Here is a 14,547-nt window from a genome sequence, read left to right as displayed (position 1 = left end):
AAATATCCTAAAATTTTATATTAATTTATTTTTTATTTTATAAAAAACAGATTCCTCCATTAACATGAAAGGTTTGACCTGTAATATATTCTGATTTATCTGAAGCTAAAAATTCTACTAAATTTGAAATATCTTTTGGTTTCCCAAATTTTCTCATTGGAATTTTTTGAATACATCTTTTTAATTGAATAGATGTAAGTTTTTTTAACATTTTAGTTTTAATAAAACCAGGAGATATTAAATTAACTGTAATTCCTCTTTGTGCAACTTCTAATGATAGAGATTTAGTAAATCCAATTAATGCTGCTTTGGAAGCAGAATAATTTGTTTGTCCAGAATTTCCTATTTTTCCAGCTACTGATCCAATATTTATAATTCTTCCATAACGTTGTTTTATCATATTTTTTATAATTTCTTTTGAAATATAAAATATTGAATTTAAATTGACATTTATTATATAATTCCATTCTTTATTTGACATGTGCGTAATTAAATTATCAGATGTTTCTCCAATGTTATTTATTAATATATCTATTTTTCCTATATTTTTTTTAATGAATTTTAAAAAATTATTTATTGAATTTAAGTTTGAAACATCTAAAAAAATTGCTTGACCATTTTTTTTTATAATTTTTTTAATTTTTTTAATTCCATATTTATTTCTAGATGTTCCAATTATTTTATATTTTTTTTTTAAAAATTTTTTTAAAATAGATTTACCAATTCCTTGACTTGCACCTGTAATTAAAACTTTTTTTGTCATATTTTTTATTTTTTTAATTCAATTTTATATTAAATATTTTTTTATTGATAAAGGAATATATTTTTTTTTTTTGATAAAAAAGTTATTTAAAAAATTAGAAGTTCCGACTTCTAAAAAATATTTAATTTTTTTAGAAATAATTAAATTAATTGTTTTATTCCATTGAATTGTTTTACACAATTGATTTATTAAAAAATTTTTTGATTGAATTGGATTTTGAATAAATTTTAATTCTGAACTATCTAAAATTTGATATTTCGATTTTTTAAAAGGAATACAAATACATTTTTTAAATAATAATTTTTTTATATTTTTCATAGATTTACAATGAGAAATATATTTTGTAGGTAATTTAATAATTTTTTTTGTTTTAAATTTTTTACATATATGATATATATTTTTAATATATTTTTTTTTTCCAGTTACAACAATTTGTGTATTGGAATTAATACAAGCTATAAAAATTTTTTTATTTGTAGAAATCTTTTTTAAAATTATATTAATATTTTTTTTTTTTGAAATAATTGCATACATGAAACCTGGATTGGATTTCATAATTTTTTCTCTATATTTAACAATTTTTATTGCATCTGAAAATTTTAATATTTTACTACATACATATGCAGAATATTGCCCTAAACTATGTCCAACTATTATTTTTGGATTAATTGTAATTATTTTTTTCCATACTCTAAATATTGAAATAGAGCTAACTAGTATTTCGATTTGAGAAATTTTTTTATTGTTAAAAGATCTTTTTGAAATTTTTTTCCATAAATCATATTTTAAATAATAAGATGCTTCACTAAATGTATTTCTCATTATTGGATAATTTTTATATAATATTTGAAGCATTTTAATATTTTGAATATTTTGCCCAGGAAAAATCATAGAAAATTTTATCATTTTTTAAATTCACTATTTAAAAAATACGATTTTTTTAAATAATTTTTTTTCCTTTATAAAAACCTTTTTTTGTTAAATTATGTCTAATATGAATTTCTTTTGTATTTTTATCAATAGATAATAATTGTAGATTTTTATTTAATGAATCGTGTATTCTACGCATTCCTCTTTTTGATCTTGTTGGTTTACTTTTTTGAACAGCCATATATTCTCTTTTTATTAATATTAATATATAAGTATAAAATACAGTAAATAATAAAATTATTCAAGTAATAATTTTATTAGTTAAATTGAATTTTATAAAAAAATAATGTTTAAAATAAAAATTTTATAACTTTTTTAAAATTTTTTTCTAAAGGTGCTTTAATAGTAATATTTTTTTTAAATTTAGGATGTATAAAAGAAATTTTATTTGCATGCAATAACAATTTTTTTTTTATTTTTTTTATCTTAATATTTTTGTCTAATTTTTTGTTTCCATATCTATTATCAAATAATATTGGATGATTTAAAAATGAAGAATGTACTCTTATTTGATGGGTTCTACCAGAAATAGGAATAATTGAAAGTAAACTATATAATAAATTTTTTTTTTTAACATAAAAAATAGTTTTTGAATTTTTTCCATTTTTATCTACGTTTACCATTTTCTTTTTTTTTAATATATTTTTTTTTAATAAAGGTTGATTAACAATTTTATTTTTAAAATTAAAATTTCCGTGTACTAAAGCAATATATTTTTTTTTTATATTTTTTATTCTTAATTGTTCATGAAAATAACGTAATATAGATCTTCTTTTAGCAATCATTAATATTCCAGATGTAAATCGATCTAAACGATGTATAAGTTCTAGATATTTGTCATAAGGTCTTAAAATTCTAAGATTTTCTATAATTCCAAAATTTATTCCACTTCCTGCATGTACAGATATTCCAGATGGTTTATTTATAATAAGAAGTATTTTATCTTCATATAAAATATTATTAAGTATTTTTTTATTTATTTGATTAATCTTAATTTTTTTTTTATTAAATTTATAAATTTTTAATGGAGGTATTCTAATTAAATCTCCTATTTTTAATTTATATTTTGCTAAAACTCTTTTTTTATTAATTCTTACTCTTCCTTTTCTAATTATGTTATATAATTTACTTTTAGGAATTTTTTTAAATTTTTTTATTAAAAAATTATCTATTCTTTGTTTTTCTGATAATTTGTTTACTATTTCAAAAAATACTTTTGTTTTTTTTAAGCTCATTAAAATTTCCTTTATAATATAAATTATTAATGCAAAATTATTTAAAAAATTTATATTAAAATATTTATGTTTGCATTTAATAAAAAAATAATTTTCAACAAAAAGTTTATAATTTATGAAAAAAATGTTCATTAATGTTTCTAAAGAAAAAAATATAGAAATTGCTATTACAGATAATAAAAATTTATATCATTTTTTTATAGAAAAATTATATAAAAATAAAATAAATAATATTTATTTCGGAAAAGTTAAAAATATAGAATTAAGTTTAGATGCAATTTTTATAGATTATGGATATAAAAAATCTGGATTTTTACCATTTAAAAATATTTATAAAAAAAAAATAAAAAAAAAATTTTTAGTACAAATAGTTAAGGAAGAAATTAAAAAAAAAAGAGTTTTATTAACTACTTTTATTTGTTTTTATGGATTATATATTATTCTTATTCTTAATAAACCAAATATTCAAAAAATTTCTAAAAAAATTATGGGAATCCATAGATATCGTTTAAAAAAAATAATTTCATTATTAAAAATTCCAAAAAAAATGGGAATTATTTTAAGAACTACATCAAAAATAAAAGATATTAAAGAACTTCAATTAGATTGTAATATTCAAGTAAAAATTTATAAAAATTTAAAGTTAAAAAAAAATAAAAAAATTGATTATATTCAAAAAAATAATATTATTTTTACTATTATAAGAAATATTATAATTTTTAATTTAAATAAAATTATTATTAATAATATAAAATTGTTTAATAAAATTAAAAATTTTTTATTATTTTTTAAAGAAAAAAAATTTTTAAATAAAATAAAATATTTTAAAAATAAAACAAAAATATTTGATTTTTATAAAATTAATTTTAAAATTTCTAAAATTTTTAAAAAAAAAGTTAATCTTATATCTGGAAGTTCTTTAATATTTGATTTTACAGATGCATTAACAATTATTGATGTAAATTCTTCTAATTCTATGAAAGGAAAAAACTTTGAAGAAACAGCTTTTAATACAAATTTAGAATCTTTATTTGAAATAATTAGACAAATAAGAATAAGAGATTTAGGAGGAATTATTATTATAGATTTTATTAATATGTCTAACAAAAAAAATCAAAAAAAAATAGAATTTTTTTTGAAAAAAATTTCTAGAAGAGAATTTTCTAAAATTACCATTGGAAAAATTTCTAAATTTGGTTTATTAGAATTATCTAGACAAAAATTATATACTAATGTAGAAATTTTAAAAATAAAAAAATGTAATAAATGTTTTGGAACAGGAAAAATATTTGATTAATTTAATTTTTTATAGTTTAAAATTTTAAAAAAAAAAGTAAAACTATTAATATTAATATATTTTTTATATTTAAGAAATATAAAAAAAATAAAATTTTAAAAAAAAATATTGAAATTTTTTTAAAAATTTTATGAAAAGTAAAAATTATTAAAAAATTTTTTTTTTATATGATTGTTTTTATTATGGATATATTTAATATTTATATTTGTTATTTGAGAAGAATTTATCATATTATGTTTATTAATATTTTTTGGATTTATTATGCCTGAAATTTCAATAAAATGAATTTTATTATTTATTAAAATTTTTTTTTTACCAAAAATTTTTAATAATCCATTTCTATAAATATGTTTAACAATAACTGTAATAACATTATTAAAATAAAATTTATTAAAAAATTTTTTGTTTTTTAAAATTTTTTTTTTAATATATTTTTTTGAACATTTATTATTATTTAACCATTGCAAAAAATTAGAAACAAAAAAATTTTTATTTTTTTTTTTTTTTTTATTAATTTTATAACATTTATTTATATCTATAAATTGTATTTTTTCATTGAATAAAACAGTAATTAAATCTCCTATTTTAATAAATTTAAAATTTTTTAAAAATTTTTTATTATTTGATTTTAAAGATGAAAATATATTATAATTTTTTTTTTGAATTTGTTGACAATCTTTATTATTTTGTATGAATTTTTCAGATATAAAAAAACTTTGATTACAAAAAAAAATGATATTTATAAAAATAAAATTTCTTATATTAAATAAAAAAAAATTTAACATAGAGAGACCTTTAATATTTTTTAAAAAAATATTATTTTTTTATATATAAATTTTTATTTAAAAAAATAAATTTTTTTTTATTTTATTTTATTTTATTTTTTTTTTTTTTTTTTTTTTTTTTTTAAATATATAAAAAATTTTTTTAAAAATAAATTTTTAAATAAAATAACCTATCATTTTTATTTTTTAAAATGAAATAGGTTATTTTTTTTAATTTTTGAAAAAATATTTTTAAGTAAGGATTTTTATAAAAAATTTTTATATTTTTTAAAAAAAATATATTAAGTTTAATAAAACTTTAATTTTATAAAAATCTTATTTATTTTAAATTTTATGATAATATTTTTACAAGTCCAGTAAAAGAACATAATCCTAATGAATTTAAATTTAAACATAAATCATTTTTTGACGCTACAATGCTTTTTACAATATCACTACTTAGACGTACTGCTGGAACAATTTCTAATGGATTTTTTGCAACTATTGCAAAATTATATATTGATGGATGATCAACATCTGTATTATAATATTTACTATCAATTTCATTTCTATCAATAGTATATATATTATTTCCTGCTGGAGAAGGACCTAAATCTTTTGAGAAAATAATATTTCTATTATCATCTGCAAAAACAACACGTACATTTTGAATATCTTTAGGAAATCTTGCTCCAATTATAATCGGATTTGTAAAAACTACTTCAGAAGTTTCTATAAGAACTCTTTTGTTAACTAAAGATGAATATGCTGTAGTATTATGATATTCTTTTAACATTTCTACACTATTATCTTCTTCATCTTCATCATATAATTTTTTTATATTTCTAGAGAAATTTAAATTAGAAATACATTTGTTTTTAGAAATATTTTGATTTAAGTTTTTGTGATCTATTTTTTTAAGTAAAATTTTTAAGAAATCATTATTTAAATCTTGATTTAAATTATTACTTTTAGAGTTTGTTTTATAATTTTTTTTATTTAAGTTAATAGCATTTAAAATAGAATTATTTTTAATAGAATTATTCATTTTTTTTTAAACCTATTTATCAGTTTGATTTAATTTGAAATATTTATTTAAGATAATAATATTCTTAAATATAATAAATTTAAAAATATTAAAATCAATAAATATTATATTTATATATAAATAAATTTTTAAAATTTTATATTTTTTAAAATTTTATTTATTTTATATTTTATCATATTTTAAATTAATTAAAAATTGTATTTATTTATTTATTTTTTTTTAATATAACGAAATTAATAAATTACAAAAAAATATATTAAAATTTTTAAAAGAATGATCATTTTATTTTTTTTAAAAAATATTTTAATATTTTTTTTATTTGTACTTTTATTATTTTTATATTTATTTTATAATAACTAAAGTATATATTTTTTAAAAAAAAAAAATCACTTATAAAAAAGTATTTATTATATAGTATTTTATATAAAAATTATTTAAAAATAAAATTTTATATTATTAATATAATTTAATAATTTAAAAAAAATATTTTAGAAATTTTTTTAAAAATTTCATACATTATAAATAAAATTATTTATAATTATTTTTTAATTTAAAAAAATGGAGTGTGAATGAAAAATAAAGCTATATTTCTTTCTGTTTTGTTAGGAAGTAGTATCTCTACAGTACAAGCTCATACTAAACTTCATATAAATTCTTTTTATTTTGGATCAAAAACATCAATTGTACAACCTAATCATCCAAAATGGATTGATTTAATAAATTTAAGTGATATTTATAAAAATTCTTGGAAAAAATCACTTTTTGGTTTTTGTATTGGATATCAAAGTAATCCATATGTTTCATTTGAATTATCTTATAATAATCCTATAAATTATTTTAATAATACATCAAATTTTGTAAATCCTTCCAAAGAAAATGATAACAATGTTTCACATGATTCTTATTTAAAAAATTTAAAAACTCCTCAATCTATTACACATATACAAAATACACCAATAGAAAAAAAGAAAAGCACATCTCCTGGTATATATCCAGTTGAAGAAGAAAAAGTATTAAGACATCTACCTCCTATTGATAAAAAAACAGCTGAAAAAACTGTATTTAAAAGAAGTTATAATTATGCTCAAGAACAAAAAAAAGTATACAATATATATCCTAAACCTAATATAGAAATTACTACAAAACTTTCTTTACCTATTATTACTAATAGAATAAATTTATATAGTCGTTTGGGAGTATCTGTTAATATTTATAAAAATTTTTATAATGATTTAAAACAAAATTCAAGAAATTTTTTAATAAATAATGCATATCCTGTAGTTAGTGCAGGTATTCAACTTAATTTAAGTAAAAATTTATATTCAAGAATTGAATTTGAAAGAAAAGTACATTTATTTTCTAATAAACATGCAAAATATCATGATTATAATTCTATAAATTTTAATTTTCTATGGAGTTTTAAAAGAATTTTACCAGAATTTTCATTAAATTCATTTCCTTTTAATATGTTGAATGGTAATATTTTAAGACTTCATCAAGTAATAAGTTGTTCATCTGTAAGTTTTGATTTAAATAATTCAGAAAAAAATTCTTTAGATAAATTAATACATTCAATTAAATTAAATTCTTTAAAGAATGTTAAAGTTTTTATAAAAGGAAATTTTGAAAATCAAAAAAATAAAAATGAAAAAGATTCTTTTTCATTAATTAGAGCAAACGTTGTTTCAAAATATTTACAAAAATTTGGAATTCATTCTAAACAAATAATCATTAAAAATTATAAAAATTTTAAATCTTTATTAAAAAATTTTAACGAAACAAATAAAAATAATGAAAATTTTTTAAAATCAAATTTATCTAAAGATAAAAAAATAGATATCTTTGTTGAAGGAATAAAATAAAAAAAAGAAATATTTTATAAAATATTATTATTTTTTTAATTTAGAAAAAATTTTTGGAGGGAGAGGGATTCGAACTCTCGGATGATTTCTCATCGGCGGTTTTCAAGACCGCTGCCTTAAACCACTCGGCCATCCCTCCACATTATTAAAAAATTTTATTTTATTAAATATAATTTTAAAAAAATATATTTTTTAAAACTTATAAAAATAAATAAATTATATACATAATAATATATTATAGATGATAATGTAAAGTTTATTTTTATTTTTAATTTTTTAAAAATTTTTTATAAACATTTTTTAAATAATTCAATTTTTTCTAAAAGAATTTATTGACATATTAATATTATTTATTGTATATATAGTGAATAACATTTTATTTTATAAATAATAATGGTGCATTGGCAGATTGGCATTATGCAGCGGATTGCAAATCCGTATAGCTCGGTTCGATTCCGAGGTGCGCCTTATATAAATATTATTTTAAAAAAAAATAAATACAATACAATAATATTTTTTATATATTTTAAAAAATACGCCCGAATGGTGAAATTGGTAGACACAAGGGACTTAAAATCCCTCGGTTATTTATAACTTTGTGGGTTCGAGTCCCGCTTCGGGTATATATTTTAAAAATATAAAATATTAATTTTTAAATCCTTGGTATATTCTAAAATTTTTATTTTCTTTTAATATTTTATATTTTTTAAAAGTTTTTTTAAAATATTTAATACATGAGTAACATTTATTTACAACAATTCTTAATTCACCATTTTTTTTTAAATAAAAAAAAGATTTTTTAATAATTTTTTTTAAAAAAAAAAGAGATTTTTTTAAATTTTCATGAAGAGGAGGATTAGAAATAATTAAATCAAATCTTTTATTAATATTTGAATATAAATCACTTTCTATAAAAATTCCTGTTAATTTATTTAAATAAAAATTTTTTTTACAACATTTAATAGATTTTAAACAAATATCAGACATAGTTATTTTATTTGTATTATTAAATTTTAGAAAAATTATTGATAAAAATCCAGATCCTGCTCCAATATCTAATACTTTTTTATTAAATATTTTATTTGATAAAAATGTTGAAACTAATAATTTACTACCTTCATCTATCCTTTTATATCCAAATACTCCTGGTAAAAATTTAATTTTAATATTTTTCCAATAATTTGTTTTAAAAAAATTTTTTAATTTAAAAGAAATTCTATTAGTAACAATATAAGAATAAATTGTACATTTTTTTCCGTAACTTAATTTACTAAAATTAATTTTTTTTTTATAAAATTTAACAAAGCTATTAATTCCGCTTTTATTTTCTCCTACTATAAAAATAGTTGATTTAATATTTATTACAGATAATATATTTTTTATATGAAAATATGATTCTTTTTTATTTTTAGAAAAATAATAAATAACTGTATTATATTTTTTAATATTTTTTTTATTAATTAAAAAATTTATAAATAAATTTTTTTTTATATTTTCTTTAAAATATTTTAAAAAATTATATTTTTGAAGGTGAATACTTGTTTTTTTTGTTATTAAAATTTCTGGTAGTGAGTCTTTTATATATCCCGAAAATAAAACTTTTTTTTTAATAAAAATATTTTTTAAACGAAATATTAATTTACTAGTAGAACTTAAATTCAAGATAATCTCCTTATAAAATTTTTATATGTATTTTAATGTAAATAATTTTTGTTCATGTTATTATTCTATAAATATATTATTTAAAATAAAAAAAATTTTTATAATATTTTTTTTATTTTTTTTTTGCAATTAACAAATACATAAAATATAATTTTTATGAAATTAAAATTTTAATATATTAAAATAAAAAAATTTTAAAAAATTAAATATAAAAATATGCCTATTCAATTTAAGGGAAGTGTTTTTACAACTCTAGTACTTTACATAAAAAGTAATAAATTAGAATTAATTTATCATGCATTAAAAAAAAAAATAAAAGAATCAAAAGATTTTTTTAAAAATGCTCCAATTATAATAAATTTATCTTTATGTCCAAAAAATATTAATTGGAATAAAATTTATAAAATAATTTTAAAGAAAAAATTTATTATTATAGGAATAAGTGATTGTTTTGATTTAAAATTGAAAAAAAAAATTATTAAATCAGGATTTCCTATTTTCCTAAAAAATAAAAGTTTAATTCAAAAAAAAATAAACGTAGTAAAAAAATTTTATAAGAGTATCTTTTATAAAAATACAATACGTTCTGGGCAAACTATTTATGCTAAAAAATCTGATTTAATTATTACAAATAATGTAAATGTAGGTGCAGAAATTATATCGGATGGAAATATTCATGTGTATGGAAAATTACAGGGAAGAGCTTTAGCTGGAGCAAATGGTGATGGTACTAGAAAAATTTTTAGTAAATATTTATCTTCTGAATTATTATCTATTGCTGGAGAATATTGTTTAATAGATTCTATTCCTAAAAAAATTTTAAATAAATCCGCTCAAATATATTTAAAAAATGGAATAATTCAAATAAAAAAAATATAATTTTTTTATTTTATAGGAAATTAAAAATATGACACGTATAATTGTAATTACATCTGGAAAAGGAGGAGTAGGAAAAACAACATCTAGTGCATCTATTGCTACTGGTTTAGCTCAATCTGGAAAAAAAACAGTTGTGATTGATTTTGATGTTGGTTTAAGAAATTTAGATTTAATTATGGGTTGTGAAAGAAGAGTTGTCTATGATTTTATAAATATCATTCAAGGAGAAGCAACTGTTAACCAAACTTTAATTAAAGATAAATATACAAAAAATTTATTTATTCTTCCAGCTTCTCAGACAAAAGATAAAAAATCATTAACTTGTGATGGTGTGAAAATAATTTTTAAAAAATTAAAAAAAATGAATTTTGATTTCATTATTTGTGATTCACCTGCTGGAATAGAAAGAGGAGCTGTTTTAGCTTTATATTTTGCAGATGAAGCGATAATTACTACAAATCCTGAAATTTCATCAGTAAGAGATGCAGACAGAATTTTAGGAATTATTTCATCAAAATCCGAACGTTCAAAAAAAAATAAAAAACCTGTAAAAGAACATTTATTATTAACAAGATATTCTCCAGAAAAAGTTTATTCAGGAGATATGTTAAGCGTAAAAGATATTTTAGAAATTTTAAGAATTAAATTAATAGGAGTTATACCAGAAGATGAATATGTTTTAAAATCTTCCAATAAAGGAATTCCTGTAATTTTAAATTCTAACTCTCATGCTGGTATATCTTATAAAGATGTTGTTAGTAGATTATTAGGTAAAATTGTTCCATTTAAATATATAAAAAAAAGAAAAAATTTTTTTCAACGTTGGTTTGGGAGGTAATTATGTCTTTATTAAATTTTTTTTTATCTCGTCATCAAAATACTGCTTTTATAGCTAAGAAAAGACTTCAAATTATTGTTGCTGAACAAAGACAAAATAATATTCAACCTAATTATATTCCAGAATTAAAAAAAGAAATACTAAAAGTAATTTGTAAATATATTAATATTGATAAAAATTCAATTACAGTACAATTAGGACATAAAGATAATAATATATCAATACTAGAGTTAAATGTAAAACTACCAGATTAATTTTTTAAAAAATTAATAAAAAAATTTATTTTAAATTATTTATTTTTTTTTTTTTTAAAATCATAGTATTATTTAAATAATTTGGAAAAATTATATTATTATTTATTTTTTTTTTAAATTTAATTTTTTTTAAAGTTAAAAAAATAATATCTAATGCATTTATATTATTAATATTTAATATTTTTTTTTTTTTTATTTTATTAAATAATATAGAATTAAAATTTTTTATAATTATCCAATTTTTTTTTAACATTTTTATTTTTTTATAAGCGTTTTTATTTGATAAAAATATTTCTTTTTTTTTAAATAATAAATTATTTTTTGATAAAATATATTTACCAAAATATAAATTTTTTTTATTAGCTTTTAAAATTACTAAAAAATTTTTATAACATGTAATTTTTTTTGCTTTATATGCATATATTTCTAACATGGAAATACTCATTAATGGTACATTTGATCCAATAGATAAACCTTTTGCAAGGATTATAGACGTTCTTATTCCAGTAAATGATCCAGGACCATTAGAAAATGAAATAACATCCACATCTTTTAATTTAAGAGAGTTTTTAAATAAAATTTTATTTATTGTAAATAAAACAGAAAAATTTGAATTTTTATTAACACAATTAATTTCATAAGATATTTTTTCATTATTTTTTAAAGATACTGAACATATATTATTAAAATTATAGAAAGTAAGTATTTTCATTTTTTTTTTTTTTTTTTTATTTGTTTATTTTTATGATAATAAATTATTAAAAACATTTTTTATAATTTATTCATATTTAAAATCATGAATAAATTATAATTTTTTAATATTTATTTCTTATTTTTTGTAATTCTAATTAAATCTATTGCATAATTATTTACTTTTATAATTTTAAAACTAAAAGAAGAAATATTAATAACATCTCCTTGAGAAGGAATTTCTCCTTTTTTTTCAATTAATAAACCAGCTATAGATGCATGTATTGTTTTTTTTTTTATTAAATTTTTTATATTTAAAAATTGTTGAATGGAATGTAAATTAGTATTTCCTTTAACTAACCATCCATTTTTTTCTTTTATAATATCTGGTGTTTCATCTGCGTCTGGAAAATCTCCTGCAATTGCTTTTAAAAAATCTAAAGGAGTAATTAAACCTTGAACTATATGAAATTTATTTATAACAATTACGATGTTTCCTTTAGATTTTTTTAATATTTTTAACAAACTTATAGGACTTAATGTTTCAAAAACAATAATTGGTTTATTTTGTAAAACAAATTTTAATATATCTTTTTTTTTTTCTATTATTGATAATAGTTCTTTTGCTCTTACTACTCCTATAACTTTATCTAATTCTCCTTGACATATAGGAAATAAACTATGAGGAGTATCTATTAATTTCTTTTTAATTTCATTAGATGATTTTTTAATATTGATCCATGAAATTTCAGCTCTTGGAGTCATTATACTTTTTATAGGTCTAATAGCTAAATTTAAAAGACTATAAATCATATATTTTTCTTCTTTTTTTAAATTACTATATTCTTTTGAAGTATATTTTTTATCTTGAATAGTATTTTTAATATGTTTATTTTTTTGTTTTTCTTTTTTAATAATTTTTAAAAAAGTTTCTAATACTCTTGTTCGAATTGGTCTTCCATATTGATATAGTAAAAAATTATATTTTGATATTTGGTTAAAGAGTTCAACAAATATTGAAAATCCAATAGCAGAATATAAATATGTTTTTGGAATATATAAACCTAAAACTTCTAATATTAAACTTAACCCAATCATTAATAAAAAACCTAAACATAAAATCACTATTGCTTGATATTTATTTATAAATTTTTTTAATGATTTTAATATAAATAACATAAAACACATAGCTATTAAAACTGCTAAAGTCATAATAAGTATGTTATTTACTATACCAACAGCAGTAATAATTGAATCTAATGAAAAAATTGCATCTAAAGTAATTATTTGAAAAATTATTATCCAAAAATTTGAATAACATTTATTTTTTTTTTTTTTTGAAATTTTATTACATAATTTATCATTTAATTCTAAAATAGCAACAAAAGATAAAAAAATTCCACCAATTAGAAAAATAATTTCTCTAATTGAAAGAGTAACATATTGATTTGAATAAAAAGGATATGTAAGTGAAGTAGACCATGAAATAATTGAAAGAAAAAAAATTCTAATAAAAAAAGATAAAATTAATCCAATTATTCTAGCTTTTTTTCTTTGTTTAGGAGATAATTTCTTTACTAAAATAGTTAAAAAAATTAAATTATCAATACCTAATACTATTTCAATAATTATTAATACTACTAAACCAGTCCATGCCGACGGGTTTAAAATAAATCCCATTCAATAACTCCGTAAAATAGGAAAAATTTATATTTAATATTTTTAAAAAAAAATATTTTTTAAAATATATTAAATTTTTTATTAAATTGTTTAAAAAAATTATAAAATTTTTTATAAATTAAATAATAATTATATTTTTTATTAAAATTTTAAAATATTTTTTGTAACCTCAATATTTGAATAGAGATTTATTATAAAAATTTTTATTTTTATAAAAATTTTTAAAAAAAATTTTTAAAAAAATAAATTTCTATAAAATTGAAAAAATTTTTATATTTGAATGATTTTTAAATATTTTTAAATTTTAAATTTAATATTTTTTTATTTTTTTAAACATTTTAAATACTTTTTTTATATTTAAAATTCATAAAAAATTTTATTATGATAGTCAAGAACAATAAATATAAATCCTTTTATTTTTATTTAAATCATTTTATTAAGCTTTAATTGCTAATATTTAAAATTTAATTTAAAAGTTTTATATTATAAAAAAACATTGTTTATATAAAGTTTTTAAAAAATTTTTTATAATTAATTATAAAATTTTTTAAATAACTTTTTTAAAAAAATAAAAAAATAATTTTAATAGAAAATATTAATAATAATATCATAGAGGATTTTTGAATAAAAAACAATCTTTACATT

At 16.1% G+C, this 14,547-nt stretch carries 14 protein-coding genes and 3 tRNA genes; 7 read left to right on the top strand and 10 right to left on the bottom strand.

What is annotated here, in order from left to right:
• Positions 1–37 precede the first annotated feature (37 nt).
• The 4 genes from fabG to AACK90_RS00350 all read right to left on the bottom strand — a co-directional run bounded on the left by fabG (position 38) and on the right by AACK90_RS00350 (position 2,928).
• Positions 38–763 carry a 3-oxoacyl-ACP reductase FabG gene (gene fabG, locus AACK90_RS00365; protein WP_339043379.1) on the bottom strand — a complete coding sequence of 242 codons (726 nt, stop codon included), beginning with the start codon at positions 761–763 and terminating at the stop codon, positions 38–40.
• Positions 764–787: 24 nt separating this feature from the next.
• Entirely contained in the window at positions 788–1,669 is an 882-nt protein-coding gene (locus AACK90_RS00360) for an acyltransferase domain-containing protein (protein WP_339043377.1), read from the bottom strand.
• A gap of 34 nt (positions 1,670–1,703) precedes the next feature.
• The gene (rpmF, locus tag AACK90_RS00355; protein WP_339043375.1) at positions 1,704–1,874 is read right to left on the bottom strand and encodes a 50S ribosomal protein L32; all 171 of its coding nucleotides are present in this window, start codon (positions 1,872–1,874) and stop codon (positions 1,704–1,706) included.
• A 109-nt stretch (positions 1,875–1,983) separates the two neighbouring features.
• Positions 1,984–2,928, bottom strand: coding sequence for an RluA family pseudouridine synthase (locus AACK90_RS00350; protein ID WP_339043374.1), 945 nt, complete (start codon positions 2,926–2,928; stop codon positions 1,984–1,986).
• A 115-nt stretch (positions 2,929–3,043) separates the two neighbouring features.
• On the opposite strand from AACK90_RS00350, the gene AACK90_RS00345 reads away from it, so the two are divergent.
• On the top strand, positions 3,044–4,225 hold the full coding sequence (locus AACK90_RS00345; RefSeq protein ID WP_339043372.1) for a ribonuclease E/G: 1,182 nt from the start codon (positions 3,044–3,046) through the stop codon (positions 4,223–4,225).
• Between the two features lie 128 nt (positions 4,226–4,353).
• Here AACK90_RS00345 and AACK90_RS00340 read toward each other — a convergent pair whose 3' ends face one another.
• Both AACK90_RS00340 and AACK90_RS00335 read right to left on the bottom strand, forming a co-directional pair.
• Positions 4,354–5,010 carry a flagellar basal body L-ring protein FlgH gene (locus tag AACK90_RS00340; protein WP_339043370.1) on the bottom strand — a complete coding sequence of 219 codons (657 nt, stop codon included), beginning with the start codon at positions 5,008–5,010 and terminating at the stop codon, positions 4,354–4,356.
• Between the two features lie 331 nt (positions 5,011–5,341).
• Complete coding sequence (locus AACK90_RS00335; protein WP_339043368.1) at positions 5,342–6,037, bottom strand: hypothetical protein; 696 nt, start codon at positions 6,035–6,037, stop codon at positions 5,342–5,344.
• A gap of 569 nt (positions 6,038–6,606) precedes the next feature.
• Between AACK90_RS00335 and AACK90_RS00330 the strand changes: the two genes are divergently transcribed.
• Complete coding sequence (locus AACK90_RS00330) at positions 6,607–7,899, top strand: OmpA family protein (RefSeq protein ID WP_339043366.1); 1,293 nt, start codon at positions 6,607–6,609, stop codon at positions 7,897–7,899.
• Between the two features lie 54 nt (positions 7,900–7,953).
• Here AACK90_RS00330 and AACK90_RS00325 read toward each other — a convergent pair.
• Positions 7,954–8,038 (bottom strand) — tRNA-Ser (locus AACK90_RS00325).
• Between the two features lie 256 nt (positions 8,039–8,294).
• Between AACK90_RS00325 and AACK90_RS00320 the strand changes: the two genes are divergently transcribed.
• Both AACK90_RS00320 and AACK90_RS00315 read left to right on the top strand, forming a co-directional pair.
• Positions 8,295–8,367, top strand: a tRNA-Cys gene (locus AACK90_RS00320).
• A 69-nt stretch (positions 8,368–8,436) separates the two neighbouring features.
• Positions 8,437–8,522 (top strand) — tRNA-Leu (locus AACK90_RS00315).
• 22 nt (positions 8,523–8,544) lie between these two features.
• Here AACK90_RS00315 and AACK90_RS00310 read toward each other — a convergent pair.
• Positions 8,545–9,561, bottom strand: a complete 1,017-nt coding sequence (locus AACK90_RS00310; RefSeq protein ID WP_339043364.1) for a methyltransferase — start codon at positions 9,559–9,561, stop codon at positions 8,545–8,547.
• A 216-nt stretch (positions 9,562–9,777) separates the two neighbouring features.
• Between AACK90_RS00310 and minC the strand changes: the two genes are divergently transcribed.
• From minC to minE, 3 genes are read left to right on the top strand one after another with little or no spacing between them, the layout of a single operon-like run.
• Positions 9,778–10,440 carry a septum site-determining protein MinC gene (gene minC / locus AACK90_RS00305; protein ID WP_339043362.1) on the top strand — a complete coding sequence of 221 codons (663 nt, stop codon included), beginning with the start codon at positions 9,778–9,780 and terminating at the stop codon, positions 10,438–10,440.
• Between the two features lie 28 nt (positions 10,441–10,468).
• The gene (gene minD, locus AACK90_RS00300; protein WP_339043360.1) at positions 10,469–11,278 is read left to right on the top strand and encodes a septum site-determining protein MinD; all 810 of its coding nucleotides are present in this window, start codon (positions 10,469–10,471) and stop codon (positions 11,276–11,278) included.
• Positions 11,279–11,280: 2 nt separating this feature from the next.
• A complete protein-coding gene (minE, locus tag AACK90_RS00295) occupies positions 11,281–11,532 on the top strand; it encodes a cell division topological specificity factor MinE (RefSeq protein ID WP_339043358.1) in 252 nt (83 codons plus the stop codon).
• A gap of 25 nt (positions 11,533–11,557) precedes the next feature.
• Here the strand turns inward: minE and tsaB are convergent, their stop codons facing one another.
• Positions 11,558–12,244, bottom strand: a complete 687-nt coding sequence (gene tsaB, locus AACK90_RS00290; protein ID WP_339043356.1) for a tRNA (adenosine(37)-N6)-threonylcarbamoyltransferase complex dimerization subunit type 1 TsaB — start codon at positions 12,242–12,244, stop codon at positions 11,558–11,560.
• Between the two features lie 110 nt (positions 12,245–12,354).
• A complete protein-coding gene (locus tag AACK90_RS00285) occupies positions 12,355–13,902 on the bottom strand; it encodes a TerC family protein (RefSeq protein WP_339043354.1) in 1,548 nt (515 codons plus the stop codon).
• Positions 13,903–14,547: the final 645 nt, after the last annotated feature.

Origin of the sequence: Buchnera aphidicola (Periphyllus acericola), assembly GCF_964019855.1 — a bacterium.
In the GTDB taxonomy this organism is placed as follows: Bacteria; Pseudomonadota; Gammaproteobacteria; order Enterobacterales; family Enterobacteriaceae; genus Buchnera_J; species Buchnera_J aphidicola_BC.
Note: the sequence above shows the minus strand (reverse complement) of the source record. Positions and strands in the feature narration are given on the sequence as shown.